Consider the following 18,887-nt stretch of genomic DNA (forward strand, 5'->3'; position numbering starts at 1 on the left):
GTATTCCGGACCCTTCCTTTCACAAACAGGGATGCTGATGACCCCCGAACCCGAGAGCTCCACAACGGGACGCTCGACGCCAGGTCACAGACGCGTGGTTCGCGTCGCGGCCGCCGCCTCGATGGTGGCCGCGCTCGTCGCCGCCGGCGTCGCTCCGGCCGTCGCCACAGCGCCCGCCGACGACCCGGCCGGCGCCAACGCGGTCAAAGCCGCCAAGTCGTCCTCCGACAAGATCGGCTCGGCCGACGCCGAGCTGCTCGCGGAGGCCGAGGCCAAGGGCGAGAAGACCGTCACCGTCATGGTGGCCACCGCCCCCGGCGCGACCGAGCAGGTCGCCGGCCAGCTGGACGCCGTCAAGGGCGCCACCGTCGGCAGGACCTTCGACGAGCTCGGCTACGTAAGTGCCACGCTGCCCACGGGCAAGGCCGAGGCCGCCCTGAAGTCGGCGGCCAAGCTGTCCAGCGTGCACGGCATCGACCTCAAGCACGAGATCGAGCTGGACGACCCGACGCCGGCGGCGGACACCGTGAAGGCCGCGGGCACCGCCGACGCGCAGGTCCAGCAGTACCCGGCGCCCGACGCGTCGACCCCGGCGAAGAACCCGTACAACCCGTCCTTCGAGACCGGTGCGGTCGACTTCGTCAAGGCGCACCCCAAGGCCGACGGCCGCGGCGTGACCATCGGAGTCCTCGACTCCGGCGTCGACCTCGGCCACCCGGCGCTCCAGAAGACCACCACCGGCGAGCGCAAGATCGTCGACTGGGTCACGGCGACGGACCCGGTGGCCGACGGCGACCGCACCTGGCTGCGGATGAACACGGCCGTCAACGGCCCGACCTTCACCGCGGGCGGACGCACCTACTCCGCCCCGGCCGGCGCGTACCGCTTCAACCTCTTCGCGGAGGCCGCCACCAAGGGCGGCGACATGGCCGGCGACCTCAACCGGGACGGCGACACCACCGACGTCTGGGCGGTCCTCTACGACGAGGGCACCCGCACCGCGCGCGTCGACCTGAACAACGACGCCGACTTCACCAACGACACCCTGATGAAGCCGTACAAGAACGGCTTCCAGGTCGGCTACTTCGGCAAGGACGACCCGAAGACCGCGATCGCCGAGCGCATCCCGTTCGTCATCGAGGTCCGCACCGATGTCGTCTACAACGACGCCGGCGCGAAGGCCGACTACGTCAACATCGGTGTCATCGAGGGGTCGCACGGCACGCACGTCGCCGGAATCACCGCCGCCAACAGCCTCTTCGGCGGCAGGATGAACGGCGCCGCGCCCGGCGCGAAGATCGTCTCCTCGCGCGCCTGCACCTGGAGCGGCGGCTGCACCAACATCGCGCTCACCGAGGGCATGGCCGACCTGGTCATCAACCGCGGCGTGGACATCGTCAACATGTCCATCGGCGGTCTGCCCCCGCTGAACGACGGCAACAACGCGCGCGCCGAGCTCTACAACCGGCTCATAGACACCTACGGCGTCCAGCTGGTGATCTCAGCCGGCAACTCGGGCCCGGGCACCAACACGCTCGGCGACCCCGCCGTCGCCGACAAGGTGATCTCCGTCGGCGCGTCCATCTCCAAGGAGACCTGGGCGTCCAACTACGGCTCCGGCGTCGAGAAGAAGTACGCGATGCTGCCCTTCTCCTCGCGCGGTCCGCGTGAGGACGGCGGCTTCACGCCGACGCTGACCGCGCCCGGCGCGGCGGTCAACACCACCCAGACCTGGTCGCCCGGCGGCCCGGTCGCCGAGGCCGGCTACCAGCTGCCGCCCGGCTACTCGATGATGCAGGGCACCTCGATGTCCTCTCCGCAGGCGGCGGGCGCGGCGGCTCTGCTGCTCTCCGCGGCCAAGCAGCGCGGCATCGAGCTGACCCCGGCGAAGCTGCGCACCGCCCTCACCAGCACCGCCCACCGCATCAGCGGTGCGCAGGCGCATGAGCAGGGCGCGGGCCTGATCAACGTCGTGGACGCCTGGGAGCAGATCAAGGACGGCGTGGGCGCCCACGAGTACTCGGTCAAGGCCCCGGTCGACACCGCGATCGACTTCGCGCTGAAGACCCCGGGCTTCGGCACCGGTCTCTACGACCGTGAGGGCGGCCTGAAGGCCGGCAAGAGCCGCACCTACGACATCACCGTCACCCGCACGACCGGCCCGAAGAAGGCCGTCGCGCACACCCTGCGCTGGAAGAACAACGACGGCACCTTCCGTCTGCTGAGCGGGTCCGAGGTCAGGCTCCCGCTGAACCAGCCGGTCACCGTCACCGTCCAGGCCCGGCCGAAGACGGCCGGCGTGCACAGCGCCGTCCTCGAGGCCGACGACCGCTCTACCGTGGGCGTGGACAAGCAGATCCTGGCCACCGTGGTCGCCTCCGACGACCTCGCGAAGCCCGAGTACACCGTCTCCAAGGCGGACACGGTGCAGCGCAACAGCCACAAGTCGTACTTCATCACCGTCCCCGAGGGCGCCAAGAACCTCGAGGTCGCCATCGGCGGGCTCGCCGAGGGCAGCCAGACCCGGTTCATCGGCCTCCACCCGTACGGGCTGCCGGTCGACCCGACCTCGACGGTCAACTGCTACCCGAACTACGCGAACCCGGCCAACACCTGCCGTCCCGACGTGCGCTCCTACCCGGAGCCGATGCCGGGCGTCTGGGAGATCGAGGTCGAGTCGCGGCGCACGTCCCCGCTGCTGGACAACCCGTTCGAGCTGGACGTGACGGTGCTGGGTGCCGACTTCGACCCGGCCGTCAAGACGCTCCCCGAGGCGAAGGTCGGCACGCCGGCCCCCGTCGAGTGGAACGTCACCAACCGCTTCGCCTCTCTCGACGGCAAGCTGGCCGGCGGCTCCCTGGGCTCGGCGAAGGTCGCCCGTCCGTCCATCGCGCACGGTGAGTCCCAGGAGTCCACGGTCACCATCGGCGAGGGCGTGGAGCGCCTCGACGTGGCGATCGGCTCGCCCGCCGACAACGGCGCGGACCTGGACCTGCTGGTCCTCAAGGACGGCGCCGTGGTCGGCCAGGCCGCGGACGGCGATTCCGAGGAGGCCGTGAGCCTGCTGAAGCCGGCCGCCGGCACCTACACGATCGTGGTCGACGGTTACTCGGTCCCCGCCGGGACCACCGAGTACGACTACCGCGATGTGTTCTTCTCCCCGTCGCTCGGCTCCGTGAAGATCGACGCCGGATCCTCGGTCCAGCTCGCCAACGGCGCGTCGGCGCAGGTCAGCGCCGAGGTCGTGGTCGGTGGAGCGGCTCCGGAGGGACGTCAGTTCTTCGGTGAGGTGCAGCTGCTGAACAACCGCGGCACGGTCGCGGGCGCCGGCAGCGTGGTGATCGGCAAGGTCACCGAGTAGTCGCAGAAGACAGGACGACGGCGGGGCGGGCGCTCTTCGGGCGCCCGCCCCGCCTGCATGTTCCTTGTCACACGTCCCGCCACTCGGACAATCGATTGGACAAGGCGGACCCGGACATACGCATCATGGAACGGCACCAGGGCCGCAAGTACGTACGGAGGAGTCCCCGTGAAGGTCGGAATCGTCGGAGCCACCGGGCAGGTCGGCACGGTCATGCGCAAGATCCTCGCCGAGCGGAAGTTCCCGGTCGACGAGCTGCGGCTCTTCGCCTCGGCCCGGTCCGCGGGCTCCACGATCGAATGGGAAGGCCGGGAGATCACGGTCGAGGATGCCTCCACCGCCGACTTCACGGGCCTCGACATCGCCCTGTTCTCGGCCGGCGGCGCGACCTCGAGGGCGCTCGCCGAGAAGGTGGCCGGGCAGGGCGTCGTCGTCATCGACAACTCCTCCGCCTGGCGCCGTGACCCCGAGGTGCCGCTCGTGGTCTCCGAGGTCAACCCGCACGCGGTCAAGGACCGCCCCAAGGGGATCATCGCCAACCCGAACTGCACCACGATGGCCGCCATGCCGGTCCTCAAGCCGCTGCACCAGGAGGCGGGGCTGATCTCGCTGGTCGCCACCACCTACCAGGCGGTGTCCGGCTCCGGCCTCGCGGGCGTCGCCGAGCTGGACGACCAGGTCAGAGCGGCCGCGGACCGTGCCAAGGAGCTCACCCACGACGGTGAGGCGGTCGCCTTCCCCGAGTCCGGCGTGTACAAGCGCACCATCGCCTTCAACGTCATCCCGCTGGCGGGCAACCTCGTCGACGACGGCTCCCACGAGACCGACGAGGAGCAGAAGCTTCGCAACGAGTCCCGCAAGATCCTCGAGATCCCCGAGCTCAAGGTCTCCGGCACCTGCGTGCGCGTCCCGGTCTTCTCCGGCCACTCGCTCCAGGTCAACGCCCGGTTCGCCGGCAAGCTCGGTGTCGAGCGTGCCTACGAGCTGCTGAAGGACGCCCCGGGCGTCGAGCTCTCCGAGATCCCCACGCCGCTCCAGGCGGCGGGCAAGGACGCCTCGTACGTGGGCCGTATCCGCGTGGACGAGACCGTCGACAACGGCCTGTCGCTGTTCGTCTCCAACGACAACCTGCGCAAGGGCGCCGCGCTGAACGCGGTGCAGATCGCGGAGCTGGTCGCGGACGAGCTGCGCGGCTGACCCACCCGATCAGTGCCTCGGGGGCGATCACCGGAAGGTGATCGCCCCCTTGTGCGTGACATGGCAGGCTGCCGGGCATGACACGCATGGTCAAGGGCGCCAACGTGCCCGCGCCGGTCGAGCCGCTTCAGATCGCCGTGTGCCGGGGCAAGACCCCCGGCGCTCCAATCGTGGAAGTCTCGGCGCTGCTCGCCGCCGCGGACGGCAGGGTGCGGGGTGACGCCGACCTCGTCCTCGCCGGCCGGCCGCACCACCCGAGCGGCGCGGTACGCCATCTGGGCACGGCCCCGGACGACGGCGGACCGCTCTTGGCGGACCGGCTGTGGCTGGACCTCGCCGGAGTCGAGCCGGGGATCGATCGCGTGGTCGTCGCGGCATCGGCGAACGGCGGCCCCTTCGGCCGGGTGCCGGGTCTGGACATCCGGGTGACGACGATGACGGGCGCGCCGGTCGCGTACTTCGGTGTCGACGACGCGACGACGGAGACGGCTTTCGTGCTGGGCGAGTTCTACCGGCACCGGGGCGGGTGGAAGTTCCGGGCGGTGGGCCAGGGCTGGACGACGGGCCTGCACGGCCTCGCGACGGCCTTCGGCGTCGAGGTCGCGGACACGGGGCCGCCCCCGAACGGCGCCCGCGGCCCCGCCCTGCGCTCACCACAGCCCGGGCCGGCGCAGACGGCGCCGCCGGACGGCGGGGCCGGCATCGGCTTCGGTCACGACTTCGTTCCCTTCGTCCTCAAAGGCCATGCGCACAAGACCTTCGCCGTGCCCCGGACGGTGCCGGCGGGGCCCGCGCTGTTGCAGGTGGAGCTCGAGGACGACAACGGGCGGGTGCAGGTCAAGCTGCTCGGGGAGACCGGCGACCGGGGCGAGGAGCTGTGGCGCGGTGACCGGAGCCGGAGCAGGGCACGGTTCGTCGTAGACGTGCCGGAGGGCCGGCCGCTGCGCCTCGGCATACGGGCGAGCCGCCGGTGGGCGGTGAAGCTGATGCCCCTCTCGCACGCCGAGCCGTTCACGGGCCACGCCCACGGCCACGACCTCGACGTCCTGAGCTACGACGGCCCCGCCGACGACCTGCACTACCGCGTCGACGCCACCGACGGAGCCGACGCCGCGTTCTCGCTCGGTGCCGTCTTCCCCGGCGAGAACCCGATGACGCCCCGACCCGCGCCCGCCCCCGAGGCCGCCGGCGGCACTGCGGCGGGGGTCGTGCGCCTGCCCGGCCCCGCGCTGCTGCAGGTCCGCGGCCGCGCCTTCTGGTCGCTGAACGCCGCGTCCGGTGCGCCCGTGCTCGCCGAGTACGGCAGCGGCCGGCGCGCCGGCACACCGGTCGAGATCGTCAACCCGCTTCCGGGCTCGCCGGTGATCCTCGAGTACCACTTGGTCGCGGGACCGGCATCACGCTTCTACGAGGCGACAGAGACCGACGAGTACGGGGAGGAGCGCGCGCTGCTGTTCCCGCGCCGGGAGGGCATGCGCGGACGGGTGCTGCTGTTCACCGACGGCCGGGCCACCACCCGGGTACGTATCCGGTCCGTGGCTCGATGGGTCCTGAGGCTGCTGCCGCTGGAGTCGGCCCGGCCACTGGCGGAAGGCGTACGCGGCAAGGGCACGGACGTGCTGGTGCACCGGGGCGGCGCGTCCGTCGTCTCCCTGACGGGCAGCGGGGGGCGCGCCCCGTACTACCGGGTCGAGGCGGGGGCCGCCGACGCCATAGCTCCCGCACCGGTGCTGGAGGCGTCCAGCAGCCGTCCCGCGCGCGGCCCGGTCCCCGGCGAGCCGGGCGTGCCCGCGTACGTCACCGTCCGCTGCGACGGCATGGGCTGGAAGCTGGGTCTGACTGGGGCGGACGGGCCACGGCCGTTCGCCGAGTCGATCGAGGGCCACGGGTACGACATCGTCCGCTACACGGGCCGCCCCGGCGACGTCCGTGTCGAGTGCGGTGAGGACCACCCGGTCGAACTGTGGCTGCTGGACAAGCACTTCGCGCCGGACCAAAGGATCGCCGCCGGCCCCGGCCGGCATGAGATCCAGCCGGGCCCGATCCAGGTGCGTGGCGGCGGCCGCTGGCGGATCACCGCCGGCGGCTGACACCACGCGCGGCACCGCCCCTCACCGGGCCGGTTCTCCTGGGCGAAGCGCGACCGTCGCGTGGAAGGATGAGCGCAAACATCGCATACCGAGGAGATGACCGGGTGCCTGGCACAAACCTGACCCGTGAAGAGGCGCAGCAGCGTGCGCGTCTGCTCACCGTTGACTCGTACGAGATCGACCTCGATCTCTCCGGGGCGCAGGAGGGCGGGACCTACCGGTCCGAGACCACCGTGCGTTTCGCGTCCGCCGAGGCGAACGCGCAGACGTTCATCGACCTGGTCGCACCCGCCGTGCACGACGTGGTGCTGAACGGCAAGTCGCTCGACGTGGCCGCGGTCTTCCGCGACGCGCGGATCACGCTGAAGCATCTGCGTGAGGGCGACAACGAGCTGAGGGTCGTCGCCGACTGCTCGTACACAAACACCGGCGAGGGCCTCCACCGGTTCGTCGACCCGGTGGACGAGCAGGCATACCTCTACACGCAGTTCGAGGTGCCGGACGCGCGGCGCGTCTTCGCGAGCTTCGAGCAGCCGGACCTCAAGGCGACGTTCCGGTTCACCGTGAAGGCGCCCGAGGGCTGGACGGTGATCTCGAACTCACCGCGGCAGCAGGCGGAGGGGGCCGCGCACGAGGACACCGTGTGGCGCTTCGAGCCGACGCCGCGCATCTCCACGTACATCACGGCGCTGATCGCCGGCCCGTACCACAGTGTGCACAGCTCGTACGAGAAGGACGGGCAGTCGGTGCCGCTCGGCATCTACTGCCGGCCGTCGCTGGCCGAGTACCTGGACGCGGACGCGATCTTCGAGGTCACGCGTCAGGGCTTCGACTGGTTCCAGGAGAAGTTCGACTACGCCTACCCGTTCGCCAAGTACGACCAGCTGTTCGTGCCGGAGTTCAACGCGGGCGCGATGGAGAACGCGGGCGCCGTCACCATCCGCGACCAGTACGTCTTCCGTTCGAAGGTGACGGACGCGGCGTACGAGGTGCGGGCGGAGACGATCCTGCACGAGCTCGCCCATATGTGGTTCGGCGACCTCGTCACCATGGAGTGGTGGAACGACCTGTGGCTGAACGAGTCGTTCGCCACCTATACGTCGATCGCCTGCCAGGCCTCCGCGCCGGGTTCGAGGTGGCCGCACTCGTGGACCACGTTCGCGAACTCCATGAAGACGTGGGCCTACCGGCAGGACCAGCTGCCGTCGACCCACCCGATCATGGCCGAGATCCGCGACCTCGATGACGTTCTCGTAAACTTCGACGGCATCACGTACGCCAAGGGCGCGTCGGTTCTCAAGCAGTTGGTCGCATATGTCGGCATGGACGAGTTCTTCCGCGGCGTGCAGGCGTACTTCAAGACGCATGCGTTCGGCAACACCCGTCTGTCCGACCTGCTCGGCGCGCTGGAGGAGACCAGCGGACGCGACCTGAAGACCTGGTCGAAGGCGTGGCTGGAGACGGCCGGCATCAACGTCCTGCGCCCGGAGATCGACACGGACGAGTCGGGTGTCATCACCTCGTTCGCCGTGCGGCAGGAGGCACCGGCGCTGCCGGCAGGCGCGAAGGGCGAGCCGACGCTGCGCCCGCACCGCATCGCGATCGGCCTGTACGACCTGGACGACGCGGGCAAGCTGGTGCGCCGCGAGCGGGTCGAGCTCGACGTCGACGGCGGGCTGACCGAGGTCCCGGCGCTGGTGGGGAAGGCGCGCCCGGCCGTCGTCCTGCTCAACGACGACGACCTTTCGTACGCGAAGGTCCGCCTCGACGAGGAGTCCCTGCGGAACGTCACTGAGCACCTGGGCGACTTCACCGAGTCCCTGCCACGCGCGCTGTGCTGGGCCTCCGCCTGGGACATGACCCGCGACGGCGAACTGGCCGCCCGCGACTACCTGTCGCTGGTGCTCTCCGGGATCGGCAAGGAGTCCGACATCGGCGTGGTCCAGTCCCTGCACCGCCAGGTCAAGCTCGCCGTCGACCTGTACGCGGCGCCGGCCTGGCGTGAGACCGGCCTGACCCGGTGGACGGACGCCACGCTCGCGCACCTGCGGGCGGCGGAGCCGGGCAGCGACCACCAGCTGGCGTGGGCGCGGGCGTTCGCCGCGACCGCGCGCACCCCGCAGCAGCTCGACCTGCTCCAGGCGCTTCTCGACGGCACGGAGACGATCGAGGGCCTGGCCGTCGACACCGAGCTGCGCTGGGCCTTCGTGGAGCGGCTCGCCGCGACCGGCGTCTTCGACGAGGACGACATCGCCGGCGAGTACGAGCGGGACAAGACCGCGGCCGGCGAGCGCCACGCGGCGACCGCGCGGTCGGCGCGGCCGACCCCGGAGGCGAAGGCGGAGGCCTGGGCCTCGGTCGTCGAGTCCGACAAGCTGCCCAACGCAGTCCAAGAGGCGGTGATCTCCGGCTTCGTCCAGACCGACCAGCGTGAGCTGCTCGCTCCGTATGCGGAGAGGTACTTCACGGCGGTCAAGGACGTGTGGGAGTCGCGCAGCCACGAGATGGCGCAGCAGGTCGCGATCGGTCTCTACCCGTCGCTGCTCGTCTCCCAGGAGACGCTGGACGCGACGGACGAGTGGCTCTCCTCCGCCGAGCCGAACGCGGCACTGCGCCGGCTGGTCTCCGAGTCGCGCGCGGGCGTCGAGCGCGCGCTGAAGGCCCAGGCGGCGGACGCGGCGTCTGCCACCGACTGACCCGCCACAGGGCGCCCAGGGACCACTCACGGTCGCCCCTGGGCGCCCTTTTCGTATCCGGCGCGGGGTCCGGTCCGTCGGCGGGGCGGCACGGGCTTCCTATGCGCGCGCACCCGGCCCCACGCCGGAGCTCGAAGCACAAGCGCGGCGCGCGCAGCTCGCCGCACAACCCGGCCGGGCGACACCGCCATACCAACATCGAAGCGAAGACACACCGTTCAATCATTTTCGAGTGAACTCGGCGCGCCCGTTTGCCATTTCGGCCGTATACATCACGACAGTGGAATGACCCACCGTCAAACGATCTAGTGCAGGCGGGATATGCTCCCGCCCGTCGTCATATGATCTTCCACGTTCGATTCTGAGGATGCTGATGGTTCGACAGGGAACGTCGACCGGAAGTCCGCGGCCCCCGGCCAGCCTTGTCTGGCAGCTGCCCGTAGCCGCGACCGTTGCGGCCGCGATCGCGGCCGTGTCCCTGGTCTCCGCTTCGGCCCGCACCCCCGTGGTCGTGATCTGCGTCGTCGCGGTCGTCGCGGTCGCCATCGCCTGCGCGGAGGTGATGCGGCGCGGCAGACTCGTGGCCCAGCTGCGGCACACGGTCGCGGCGCAGGACGCCGCCCTCGCGCGACAGGCCGCCGAGACCACCCGGCTCGCCGGCGAGCTGCTGCCCGAGGTGGTGGAACGGCTCCGCAAGGGCGAGTTCCCCGAGGACGTGCTGGCCTCGCTCGACGCGTCGGCCGAGCACCAGGCCGTGCTCCGCTCGGTCGTCGGCGCGGTCAGCGCCGAGGAGGACCTGCGCGAGTCCGCCCAGCGCGCCTTCGTGAACATCGCCCGCCGCGTGCAGGCGATCGTCCACCAGCAGGCGCAGGAACTGCGGGAGATGGAGGACCGGCACGGTCAGACCCCAAGCGTCTTCGGCGACCTCCTGCGCATCGACCACGGCACGGCCCTGATCGGCCGCCTCGCCGACTCCATCGCCGTGCTCGGCGGCGCCCGCCCGGGCCGCCAGTGGAGCAGGGCCGTACCGCTGTACAGCGTCATGCGTGGCGCGATGTCGCGGATCATCGACTACCAGCGGGTCGAGCTGCACTCGGTCTCCGAGGTCGCCGTCGTCGGCACCGCCGTCGAGCCGCTGATCCACGCGCTGTCCGAGCTCCTCGACAACGCCACCCGCTACTCGCCGCCGCACACCAAGGTCCACCTGACCGCGGTGGACGTGCAGTCGGGCATCGCCGTCGAGATCGAGGACGGCGGCGTCAGCATGAGCGAGGAGGCCCGGCTGCGGGCCGAGCGCATGCTCCGCCAGGCCCAGCAGGGGATCGACGTCAACGACCTCGGTGAGACGCCCCGCCTCGGCCTTGCGGTCGTGGGGCGCCTCTCCCAGGCGTACGGCTTCCAGGTCTCGCTGCGCTCATCCGCGTACGGCGGGGTACGCGCCGTCCTCGTCGTACCGCAGGACCTCATCACCACCGCCTCGTCCGCGACCGGCCTCGCGCACGGTATCGGCGCCTCCTCCGGCCCGCGCCCGGCCGGCTCGGAGACCCACGAACGGCTTCCCAGGCCGGCCGGCGGGCCGACGGCCGCGCTGTCGGCCGCCCCGCCCGCGGACGACCTGCCGGTGGTGACAGAGCGGACCCCCACCGGTCTGCCCCAGCGCCGCCGCAAGGCACGCGCGACCGTGCCCGCACCGGCCGCGCCCCGCGAGTCCGCCGACCCGACGGCGGCCGACGGCGGTGCGCCCTCGGCCGCCTCGGAGACGGAGTCCGCACCGGCGGTGCAGCCCGGCATGTGGCTGGCCGCGTTCCAGAGCGGCCTGTCCGGTGACACCACCCAGCCAAGCAAGGGGAACAAGCAGCCATGATTCAGCGGCAGTCCAACCAGACCAACATGGACTGGATGCTCAAGGACCTGGCGGAGGGCGTCCCGCAGACGCGCAACGTCGTCGTCCTGTCCGCCGACGGTCTGCGCATGGCCCAGTACGGCGCGGACACCGACACCGCCGACCGCCTGGCGGCCGCCTGCGCGGGACTGCAGAGTCTGGCGGCCGCCGTCGCGTCCGAACTACCGCACGGTGACGGCCAGATGCGCCTGGTCGTCATCGAGATGGACGGCGGTTTCTTCTATCTGATGGCGGCCGGCGCAGGCGCGTATCTCGCGGTACTGGCCGACGAAGGCGTCGACGCCGGGCTGATGGGCCAGCGGATGCGGGACCTCGTGCTGCGGATCGGAGAGCACCTGAGCACGCCGCCGCGGCATGAAGGACAGACCGCGTGAGCGACGCGGGCGGGGACTGGGAAGAGGCCAGTCCCGAGCGGCTCTACGTCATCACGGGCGGCCGCAGCGGCTCGTCCGCGCCCACCGCGCTCGACCTGGTCACCCTGATCGTGGCCAGGTCGGGTCCCAAACCCGGCATGCAGCCGGAGCACGCAGCGATCATCCGGCTCTGTCACGCACCGCTCTCGGTGGCCGAGATCTCCGCCTATCTGAGCCTCCCGGTGAGCGTCGTGACCGTGCTGCTCAGCGATCTTCTGGCCGAGGACAAGGTGCTGGCACGCGCACCCGTCCGGGCCGCCCGTCTCCCCGACCGCGCTTTGATTGAGGCAGTGATCGATGGACTTCAAAAGCTCTGAGCAGGCCATCGGGCCGCGGAGCGAGGACGTGCTGCCGGAGACGGCCACGGCCGCCGTCAAGGTGGTCATCGTCGGTGGTTTCGGCGTCGGCAAGACGACGCTGGTCGGCTCTGTGAGCGAGATCCGGCCGCTGACGACCGAGGAGACGATGACGCAGGCCGGGGTCGGCGTCGACGACACCCAGGGAGTGGAGCGCAAGACCTCCACGACCGTCGCGATGGACTTCGGCCGGATCAGCATCAACGAGGAGCTGGTGCTTTACCTGTTCGGCACGCCGGGCCAGGAGCGCTTCTGGTTCCTGTGGCGCGGCCTGTTCGAGGGCGCGCTCGGCGCCGTCGTGCTCGTCGACACCCGACGGCTCGAGGTCAGTTTCGACGTCATCGGGCGCCTCGAGGAACGCGGCGTGCCGTTCGTGGTCGCCGTCAATTCCTTCCCGGACGCGCCCGATCACTCGGTCGACGAGCTGCGCGCCGCGCTGGACCTGCCGGACGCCGTGCCGATCGTCCTCTGCGACGCGCGCATGCGCAGCTCCAGCCGGGACGTCCTGATGACGCTGATGCGCTATCTCCAGACCCTTGCCATGTCGCAGGAGGCGTCCTGACGGCGTCCGCGCGGGCTGCACCGCGGAAGTAACTGTTCCGTTCCGGCCAGCAAAAGTGCTCGAGTGGCCGGTTTGTATGGACATCGTCCTGTTGGATCGGCCACTCTGGCTGAGTACGATGCGTCTTAGTTGATCATCGAGGGGTGCAAGTTGCGCGTTTTTCATCGAAGTTGACGCACTGCGCCCCCGCATCGAGAGGCAGGCCGCAGTGGAGCCCGAGCTGACCGTTCCGCCGCTCTTCTCTCCGATCCGACAAGCGATCCATCCGAAGCACGCCGACATCGATGTTCAGACAGCGGCGTGGGCGGAAACCTTCCGCATCGGATCCGAGGAACTGCGCGGCAAACTCGTCACCCAGGACATCGGTACGTTCTCCGCACGCATCCTCCCCGAAGGCCGCGAAGAGGTCGTGTCGCTGCTCGCGGACTTCATCCTCTGGCTCTTCGGCGTCGACGACGGCCACTGCGAGGAGGGGGAACTCGGCCACCGGCCGGGCGACCTGGCCGGGCTCCTGCATCGCCTGATCCGCGTGGCGCAGAACCCCGAGGCCCCGATGATGCAGGACGATCCGCTGGCGGCCGGCCTGCGCGACCTGCGGATGCGCGTGGACCGCTTCGGCACGGCCGGCCAGACGGCCCGGTGGGTCGACGCACTGCGTGAGTACTTCTTCTCCGTCGTGTGGGAGGCCGCCCACCGGCGCGCGGGCACGGTCCCGGACCTCAACGACTACACCCTGATGCGCCTCTACGACGGCGCGACGTCCGTGGTGCTCCCGATGCTGGAGATGGGCCACGGCTACGAACTCCAGCCGCACGAACGGGACCGGACCGCGGTACGGGCCGTGGCCGAGATGGCGTCGTTCATCATCACCTGGGACAACGACATCTTCTCGTACCACAAGGAGCGCAGGGGTTCCGGGTACTACCTCAACGCCCTGCGCGTGCTCGAGCAGGAACGCGGCCTGACCCCCGCCCAGGCGCTTGACGTGGCGATCTCGCAGCGGGACCGGGTGATGTGCCTGTTCACGACCGTGAGCGACCAGCTGGCCGAGCAGGGCAGCCCTCAGCTGCGGCAGTACCTCCACAGCCTGCGCTGCTTCATACGCGGCGCCCAGGACTGGGGCATCAGCTCGGTCCGCTACACGACGCCGGACGACCCGGCGAGCATGCCGTCGGTGTTCACCGACGTCCCGACCGACGACAGTACCGAGCCGCTGGACATCCCCGCGGTCTCCTGGTGGTGGGGGCTTCTCGCCGAGGAGAAACGGTCCGTCCGCAGGCAGGTGGCGGCCCATCGTTTCGCCTAGGCCGTTTCCTTCGCGTCGGGCCGGCTCTTCGGATCAGGCCCGATCAGGGAGCGGGTCCGGCGTCACCGCCGTCCGCTGTGACGCCACCTCCCGCAGGGCGTCCAGAACCCGGGCCACTCCCGGTGCCGATTCGGAGCCGCGCCGGACCGCCGCCAGCACATGGCGGCGGGGCCGGTCCGTCCCGAGGGGGCGCATCAGCACGCCGCCGGGCCGCTCGGCCGCCATCCGGGGCACCAGTGCCACGCCCATCCCCGCCTCGACCATCGCCAGGATCGCCCGCCAGCCGGCCGCGGAGTGCGCCTGCTCCGGCACGAAGCCCGCCGCCTCGCACGCCGCGAGCGTGATCTCGGACCACGGGCCGCTGCCGCCGAAGATCCACGGCTCGCCGGACAGGTCCGCCAGCCGCAGATCCTCGGACCGGGCCAGCGGATGACCGGCCGGCAGTGCCACGTCCAACGGGTCGGCGAGCAGCGGCACCAGGGCGAACCGCGGGTCGCGGGCCGTGGGCGCGTGCGCCGCGAGGGACAGGGCCAGGTCGACCCGGCCCGAGGAGAGGAGTTCGTACGCCTCGGACGCCTCGGCCTCCCTGATCCGGACGTCGAGGGCGGGATGGCCGGTCCGCAGCCGCCGCACCGCCGGGACCACCAGAGCCGGCACGGCCGTCGAGAAGGCCCCGACCCGCACCATCCCGACCTCGCCCCGCAGGTAGTCGGCCAGCTCCGCCTCCGCCCCCTCCAACTGTGCGAACACCGCCTCCGCGTGGCGCAGCACCAGATGCGCCGCGTCGGTGAGCCGCACCCGCCGCCCCTGCGCCTCCAGCAGCGGCACGCCGAGTTGCCTGGCCAGGTTCGACAGCTGCTGCGACACGGCCGACGGGGTCATCGACAACGCCTCCGCGGTGGCCGTCACGGTCCCGTGCTCGCCGAGGGCACGCAGGATCCGGAGCTTCTTGACGTCCCACTCGATCATGCGCCGCACGCTATCGGGCGTGCCTTCCGGAGGCGGCGAGGGCCACCCCGCCGAGGATCAGCGCCATGCACACGACCTGCGCGCTCCCCATCGTCTCGCCCAGCAGCGCGTAGGAGAGCAGCGCCACACACACCGGTTGCAGGTAGTAGACGACTCCGGCCCTGGCCGCCCCGATGAGGGCGATCGCCCTGTTCCATGCGAAGAAGGCGACGGCCGAGGAGAAGACGCCGACGTGGACGAGGGGACCGACGGTGCCGACCGCCGGCTCGAAGCCGCCCTGCACGGCGAGGCTGACCAGATGCGCCGGCAGCAGCATCACGGCACCGAGCACGAACGTGGTGAACAGCAGCACCGGTCCCCCGAGGCCGTCCGGGCGGCGGCGCAGCAGGGCGCTGTACGAGGCGAAGCTGAGCGCCGCGGCGAACATCCACAGGTCCCCCGGGGCGAACCGGAACGACAGCGAGCCGTCGCCGACGAGCAACAGGACACCCCAGCAGGCAACGGCCGTCCCGGCCACGCGGCGGGCTCCGAGCCGGGTGCCCGACAGCCGCTCGTACAGCGTCATCAACACGGGCGACGCGGCCATGATCATGCCCATGTTGGCCGCGGAGGTGGTGAGCCCGGCCTGGTTGACGAGGGTGTTGTAGACGGTGACGCCGAGGAGCGCCGCGGCGGTCAGGAATCCGAGGTGACGGCGGACGAGTGCCCGCTGCCGCCAGGTCTGCCGCAGGGCGAACGGTGCGACGGCGGCGATCGCGACGACCCACCGCCAGAACGCCGCCTGGACCGGAGGCACGGAGTCGTGCAGAGCGCGGGACGTGACGAAACTCCCCGACCAGAGGACGGTCGCGAGCGCGGCGAGCAGCAGGCCGGGCCCCGTGGCACCGCGCCCCCACCGGGCCGCCCTCACGCGACGGACGCCGACCGACAACCTCTTCCGGTCGTGTGTGTCCGCTCCCGTCCGAACCTCTGGCGTCACGGTCATCCTGTGTCTCCTCCACCCTCAAGGGGCCTCGCCGGCACGTGGGCCAACGGTCACACGCAAGGAAACATCAGGTCCATCGAAAGTTTTCGACGGTTCTTTGAAGCAGATCTGAACGATAGGCGGGTGTCCGGACACGGCGAAGGCGCCCGGGTGCGTCGCACACCGGGCGCCTTCGGACCGGATCAGTCCTGGGTCAGCTCTGCTTCTTGGACTTGTCGAGCACCATCACCAGACCGGCGATCACCGCGAAAAGGACGAGCGGCGCCGCCACGTACAGGCCGAGGGTCTCGGCCACGCTCAGGCCCGGACCCGGGTCGTCGCCGTCGTCCGGGGTGAGCGCAAGCGCGGGGGACGACATGAGCAGCATCATCAGCGTCGTACCGGCCGCTACGGCGCCGGCGCGCAAGGCGTTCTTCTTGTCCACGGAGCCCAACGTAGCGAACGGCTATGACGGCCGCGCGTCCGGGGGTGCCGTACGGGCAGCGAAGACCTCCAGCAGACGGTGCAGCCTGGGTGAGCAGGCCAGCTCCTCCAGGCTCATCGGGCGCCCCTCCGCGTCCGAGACGGGCAGCCGCCAGTTCGGGTACTGGTCCCAGGTGCCCGGCAGGTTCTGCGGGCGCCGGTCGCCCACCGTGTCCGGGAGCCAGATCCCCACCATCCGCGCAGGGGTGCGCAGCAGATAGCGGTAGACGGCCCGGATCGCACCCTCCTCGTCGCCGGGGCCCTCCGGCAGCAGGCCGAGGTCGCCGAGGACGCCGAGCCACTCGGTGACATCGGCCGTGTCCTGGCTGCGCTCCTCCTCCAGGGGGCGGGCCAGCAGACCGAGTCGGTGGCGCAGCTCCACATGGCCGCCGGTGAGCCGGGCCGCCGTGGACGGCAGGTCATGGGTGGTGGCAGTGGCGACGCAGCCCTCGCGCCACTTCGCGGGGGCCAGCGGCCGTCCGTCGCCGGTCCAGTCCCTTTCGAACCAGAGCACGGAGGTGCCGAGCACGCCGCGGCGGGAGAGGGCCTCGCGCACTCCGGGCTCGACCGTCCCGAGGTCTTCTCCTATGACCACGGCGCCCGCGCGGTGCGCCTCGAGGACGAGGACGGCGAGCATGGCCTCCGCGTCGTAGCGGACGTAGGCGCCTTCGGTGGGAGGGCTGCCGGCAGGCACCCACCAGAGCCGGAACAGGCCCATCACATGGTCGATGCGGAGCGCGCCCGCGTTGCGCAGGAGCCCGCGCAGCAGCCCGCGGTACGGCGCGTAGCCGGACGCGGCCAGGGCGTCCGGCCGCCACGGCGGCAGCCCCCAGTCCTGGCCGTGCGCGTTGAACGCGTCCGGCGGAGCGCCGACCGACATCCCGGCGGCGAAGGAGGTCTGCTGCGCCCAGGCGTCGGCGCCGCCCGGATGCACGCCGACCGCGAGGTCGTGGACGATCCCCATCCCCATGCCCGCCTCGCGTGCAGCGCGTCCTGCGGCGGCGAGCTGCTCGTCGGTCAGCCAGACCAGCCGGCTGTGGAAGTCGACCCGGTCGGCCAGCCGGGCCCTGGCCTCGGACGTCTGCGGCGAGCGGGGGTCGCGCAGGCCGGCGGGCCAGTCGTGCCACTCGGAGCCGTACACCTCGGCGAGCGCGCACCAGGTGGCGTGGTCCTCCAGCGCCTGACCCTGGTCGGCGACGAAGTCGCGGTAGGCGGCGCGGCGTCCGGGGCCGAGGGGAATGCGGTGGATGATCTCCAGCGCCCGGGCCTTGAGCTCCCAGACGGCGTCCCGGTCGATCAACGCGCCTTTGTCGAGCACCGATTCGCGCAGCTCCGCCGCCCGGTGGCGCAGCTCCTCCAGCCGCTGCCGGTCCGCGGCGTCCGCGTACGCGTACTCGGGCACGTCCTCGACGCGCAGGTGGACGGGGTCGGGGAAGCGGCGGGAGGAAGGGCGGTACGGGGAGGGGTCGGTGGGGGCACCCGGTACGGCGGCGTGCAACGGATTCACCTGGACGAAGGACGCGCCGAGCGACCGTCCTGACCACGTGGCCAGCTCGGCGAGGTCTCCGAGGTCGCCCATGCCCCAGGAACGCGCCGAGAGCAGGGAGTAGAGCTGGACGAGGAAGCCGTGGGAGCGTCCTTCCGGGCCGGGCACCCGTGCGGGAGCGACTACCAGGCCGGCGTCGGTGCCGCGGCCGTCCGGCGCGACGGCGTGCAGCCGGTGCACACCGGGCGGCAGTTGCTGCCAGACCCGGGCGCTGTCCGGGCCTCCGGCGCCGCGCGCGGGGGCAGGGCCGCCGGCCGGCTGAGTGCCGCCCGTGGTCCGGGCGTCCGCGTTCCCCGCGTCCGTGCGTCGCGGGGTGGTCCAGCTGAACTCGCGGCCCTCCTCCGTGGTCACGCGGAGGGTGGTGCCGGCGGGGAGGGCGGTCAGGGCCGGCGGGACGCCCGCCCTCTCGCCGCCGGGGCCTTGCCATACGACCACCGTGCGGGGCAGCAGCCGGGTCGCCGCGGCCCGCTCGGCGCGGTCCAGCGCGGCGCGTACCGCCTCCGGCGTGGAGGCGTCGATGTCCAGCGCGGCGAGAACGGCCACGACGGTGGCGTCCGGGACTGCGACGGTGACGCCCTTGGCGGGCGAGAAGGTGGTGGCGACTCCGTGCAGCTCGGCAAGCCGGGCAAGGCCCATGCGGACTCCTTCAGACCCCCGGCGACTCCGTACCGCCCGCCGTGCCGTGGGCGGTCGGCTCGCTCGTCAGGGGCGCGATGTCGGCGAGCGGTGGCTCGCTGGTGAGCGGGGCGGCGTGAGCGAGCGGCGGCTCGCTCGTCAGGGGGATTTCGTAGGCGAGCGGCGGCTCGCCGGTCAGCTGCGCCTCGTGGGCGAGGGGGCACGCGGTCGGGGCCGGTTTGGACGGTCCCGGAACCCGGCCCGGGACCTGTTTGGACAAGGCGGAGAGCAGCAGGTGTGCAGATGCGGCCACGGTAATCACTCCAATGGGACGTGAGGGGTCACAGCAGCCCTACCCAGCGCGCGGAACGGCAGACGTGTCCGTCCCGTCAACGTGTTCCGTGTCACATTCGGTTCCCCGTTGTC

Annotated in this window: 14 protein-coding genes; 9 read left to right on the top strand and 5 right to left on the bottom strand. The window is 71.5% G+C overall.

Going from position 1 to position 18,887, the window contains the following annotated elements; translation table 11 throughout:
* Nucleotides 1-31: 31 nt before the first annotated feature.
* The 9 genes from MDN94_RS02175 to MDN94_RS02215 all read left to right on the top strand — a co-directional run bounded on the left by MDN94_RS02175 (nt 32) and on the right by MDN94_RS02215 (nt 13,884).
* Nucleotides 32-3,361 (top strand): S8 family serine peptidase, encoded by a 3,330-nt coding sequence (locus MDN94_RS02175; protein ID WP_482724299.1) that lies wholly within the window; start codon nt 32-34, stop codon nt 3,359-3,361.
* 168 nt (nt 3,362-3,529) lie between these two features.
* On the top strand, nt 3,530-4,558 hold the full coding sequence (locus MDN94_RS02180) for an aspartate-semialdehyde dehydrogenase (RefSeq protein ID WP_482724300.1): 1,029 nt from the start codon (nt 3,530-3,532) through the stop codon (nt 4,556-4,558).
* Between the two features lie 77 nt (nt 4,559-4,635).
* On the top strand, nt 4,636-6,648 hold the full coding sequence (locus MDN94_RS02185) for a TerD family protein (protein ID WP_482724301.1): 2,013 nt from the start codon (nt 4,636-4,638) through the stop codon (nt 6,646-6,648).
* Nucleotides 6,649-6,752: 104 nt separating this feature from the next.
* Nucleotides 6,753-9,344, top strand: a complete 2,592-nt coding sequence (gene pepN, locus MDN94_RS02190) for an aminopeptidase N (RefSeq protein WP_482724302.1) — start codon at nt 6,753-6,755, stop codon at nt 9,342-9,344.
* Between the two features lie 373 nt (nt 9,345-9,717).
* Entirely contained in the window at nt 9,718-11,208 is a 1,491-nt protein-coding gene (locus MDN94_RS02195) for a sensor histidine kinase (RefSeq protein WP_482726975.1), read from the top strand.
* Complete coding sequence (locus MDN94_RS02200; protein ID WP_189467833.1) at nt 11,205-11,621, top strand: roadblock/LC7 domain-containing protein; 417 nt, start codon at nt 11,205-11,207, stop codon at nt 11,619-11,621. The genes MDN94_RS02195 and MDN94_RS02200 overlap by 4 nt, the downstream gene beginning before the upstream one ends.
* Nucleotides 11,618-11,977, top strand: a complete 360-nt coding sequence (locus tag MDN94_RS02205) for a DUF742 domain-containing protein (protein WP_307706443.1) — start codon at nt 11,618-11,620, stop codon at nt 11,975-11,977. Before MDN94_RS02200 ends, MDN94_RS02205 begins: the two co-directional genes overlap by 4 nt.
* Entirely contained in the window at nt 11,958-12,578 is a 621-nt protein-coding gene (locus MDN94_RS02210; protein WP_441263027.1) for a GTP-binding protein, read from the top strand. The genes MDN94_RS02205 and MDN94_RS02210 overlap by 20 nt, the downstream gene beginning before the upstream one ends.
* A gap of 208 nt (nt 12,579-12,786) precedes the next feature.
* Entirely contained in the window at nt 12,787-13,884 is a 1,098-nt protein-coding gene (locus tag MDN94_RS02215) for a selina-4(15),7(11)-diene synthase (protein WP_482724303.1), read from the top strand.
* A gap of 33 nt (nt 13,885-13,917) precedes the next feature.
* Here the strand turns inward: MDN94_RS02215 and MDN94_RS02220 are convergent, their stop codons facing one another.
* The 5 genes from MDN94_RS02220 to MDN94_RS02240 form a co-directional block, all read right to left on the bottom strand.
* A complete protein-coding gene (locus MDN94_RS02220; protein WP_482724304.1) occupies nt 13,918-14,853 on the bottom strand; it encodes a LysR family transcriptional regulator in 936 nt (311 codons plus the stop codon).
* Between the two features lie 10 nt (nt 14,854-14,863).
* Nucleotides 14,864-15,838, bottom strand: a complete 975-nt coding sequence (locus tag MDN94_RS02225; protein WP_482724305.1) for a DMT family transporter — start codon at nt 15,836-15,838, stop codon at nt 14,864-14,866.
* 193 nt (nt 15,839-16,031) lie between these two features.
* A complete protein-coding gene (locus MDN94_RS02230) occupies nt 16,032-16,262 on the bottom strand; it encodes a hypothetical protein (protein ID WP_159691996.1) in 231 nt (76 codons plus the stop codon).
* A 21-nt stretch (nt 16,263-16,283) separates the two neighbouring features.
* Nucleotides 16,284-18,482: a 4-alpha-glucanotransferase gene (gene malQ / locus MDN94_RS02235; protein WP_482724306.1), complete on the bottom strand. Its 2,199-nt coding sequence runs from the start codon at nt 18,480-18,482 to the stop codon at nt 16,284-16,286.
* A 10-nt stretch (nt 18,483-18,492) separates the two neighbouring features.
* Entirely contained in the window at nt 18,493-18,774 is a 282-nt protein-coding gene (locus tag MDN94_RS02240) for a hypothetical protein (RefSeq protein WP_482724307.1), read from the bottom strand.
* Nucleotides 18,775-18,887 lie beyond the last annotated feature (113 nt).

The sequence above is a fragment of the Streptomyces sp. WAC00040 genome (assembly GCF_056835925.1).

Coding starts and splice junctions, on each gene's coding strand:
- malQ (WP_482724306.1), bottom strand. CDS start 18,482: ATGGGCCTTGCCCGGCTTGCCGAGCTGCACGGAGTCGCCACCACCTTC.
- MDN94_RS02175 (WP_482724299.1), top strand. CDS start 32: ATGCTGATGACCCCCGAACCCGAGAGCTCCACAACGGGACGCTCGACG.
- MDN94_RS02200 (WP_189467833.1), top strand. CDS start 11,205: ATGATTCAGCGGCAGTCCAACCAGACCAACATGGACTGGATGCTCAAG.
- MDN94_RS02220 (WP_482724304.1), bottom strand. CDS start 14,853: ATGATCGAGTGGGACGTCAAGAAGCTCCGGATCCTGCGTGCCCTCGGC.
- MDN94_RS02225 (WP_482724305.1), bottom strand. CDS start 15,838: ATGACCGTGACGCCAGAGGTTCGGACGGGAGCGGACACACACGACCGG.
- MDN94_RS02195 (WP_482726975.1), top strand. CDS start 9,718: ATGGTTCGACAGGGAACGTCGACCGGAAGTCCGCGGCCCCCGGCCAGC.
- MDN94_RS02210 (WP_441263027.1), top strand. CDS start 11,958: ATGGACTTCAAAAGCTCTGAGCAGGCCATCGGGCCGCGGAGCGAGGAC.
- MDN94_RS02185 (WP_482724301.1), top strand. CDS start 4,636: ATGACACGCATGGTCAAGGGCGCCAACGTGCCCGCGCCGGTCGAGCCG.